The sequence below is a fragment of the Bradyrhizobium sp. UFLA06-24 genome, assembly GCF_054967145.1.
The window spans coordinates 1-1455 of sequence record NZ_JADFUE010000182.1 but is presented as its reverse complement, the minus strand read 5'-3'; the positions used below and the strand labels follow the sequence as shown (position 1 = coordinate 1455).

Sequence of the window (1455 nt, the reverse complement as noted above, 5' to 3'; positions counted from 1 at the left end):
CTAGCACTACTTTGGCAGAATGTGTTTTGGCCGCTGTTTTTCAAGAATTTGCTTTCGGCAATATGGGCATTGCTGAGACGGCGGCCGAAGGATGAGATCGACGATGGCGTGACGTACGGCGGGCATGGTTGGCTGGGGCGGAGGCCCGTTGATTCTTTTTTTTCCGCCCCGCGTGTGCGAGGCGACGATGTTGCAGGAAGGCGTAGGCGATCATTGTCATCAGGGCGTGGCGATGAAGACCCCGCCATGATCGCCCTTCGAAGTGATCAAGTCCGAGCTCCTCCTTCAACTGCTGATGCGCTTGCTCACAAATCCACCGTGCCTTGATGGTGGCTGCCAGCGTGCGCAGATCCGTCATCGCCGGAAGATTGGCGAGATAGTATTTCTTCTCTCCCGAGGCGCGTTGCTCGCCAATGAGCCAGGCTTCGTCGCCTGGGAGATGCTGCTGACCTTTATCCCATATCCGCTGCGGAGGGCCGTCGGCGGTCCGGACACGGAGAGCAGCAAATCGGGCTTTGAGCCGACCTTTCGTCCCGCTACGCCAACTCACGGTTTTCCATTTGGCGCTGGCCAACATTTGTTCTGCCGCAATCGATAAGATATCGGGCACGTGGTGCTTTCGTGGTTTCCCGCGGACTTTGGTAATCGGCCAAATGAGCTTCACATCGACCGGATATACTTTCAGGTGCCGAGGGATGCCGACAGCCCAGGCCAGCCCGCGCTCTGTTAGCCCTTGTCGAAACGGTGCGCTGAGGCCGTATCCTGCATCCGCCAGCACACATCCAAAGCGCACGTTGGCTGCCATCGCGCGGTCAATCTCGGCCAAAGCAATCTCCGGCTTGGACCGTGGCGTTCGGTGTTCGACTGGCACGCGAGCGCGCTTCAAACGAGACATGTCGCTTGTCCAACTGTCAGGCAGAAAGAGACGTAACGCGACCATTACTGGCACTTCGCCGCGCGCAAGCGTTAAAGACACCAGCGTTTGGCAATTTGCCGTTTTACCGAGAGCCGACGCGTATTGAGCCGCAACACCGACCGAGCGCTCACCCTTCTTCGGCAGTGAGGTGTCATCAATAACCAGCACCGCATCGCTGCCGCCGACAAGTCGGTCCGCCTGGTTGAGCAGCTCTGTCTCCAGCGGCGTCGCGTCCCAGACACCGTCCGCAATGAAATGGTGCAACTGGTCGTAGTTGCTCATGGCAAGGCGTTCCGCCATCGGCTGAACGCTCTTGCGATCGCCAGGACCTATCAGTCCCGCAACATACAGAGGGCACATCCGCTGCCGGGTCTTATGACCCAGCCGGTCCAAGAACGGCATCAGCCAGCGTTCAAGTTCGTCTTCCCATCCCGGCATGGTCAGCCCTCCAAGAGCCGACCATCCATGAATCATTGAAAAATTGATTCGGGAATCCTATAAAACGCGACAAAATCAAAAATCTGCCAAAGTAGTGCTAG

General features: G+C 57.7%; 1 protein-coding gene. It reads right to left on the bottom strand.

What is annotated here, in order from left to right; all coding sequences use genetic code 11:
* Window positions 1–40 precede the first annotated feature (40 nt).
* Window positions 41–1390 carry an IS701 family transposase gene (locus tag IF809_RS38520; protein WP_212477373.1) on the bottom strand — a complete coding sequence of 450 codons (1350 nt, stop codon included), beginning with the start codon at window positions 1388–1390 and terminating at the stop codon, window positions 41–43.
* Between the last annotated feature and the right edge of the window lie 65 nt (window positions 1391–1455).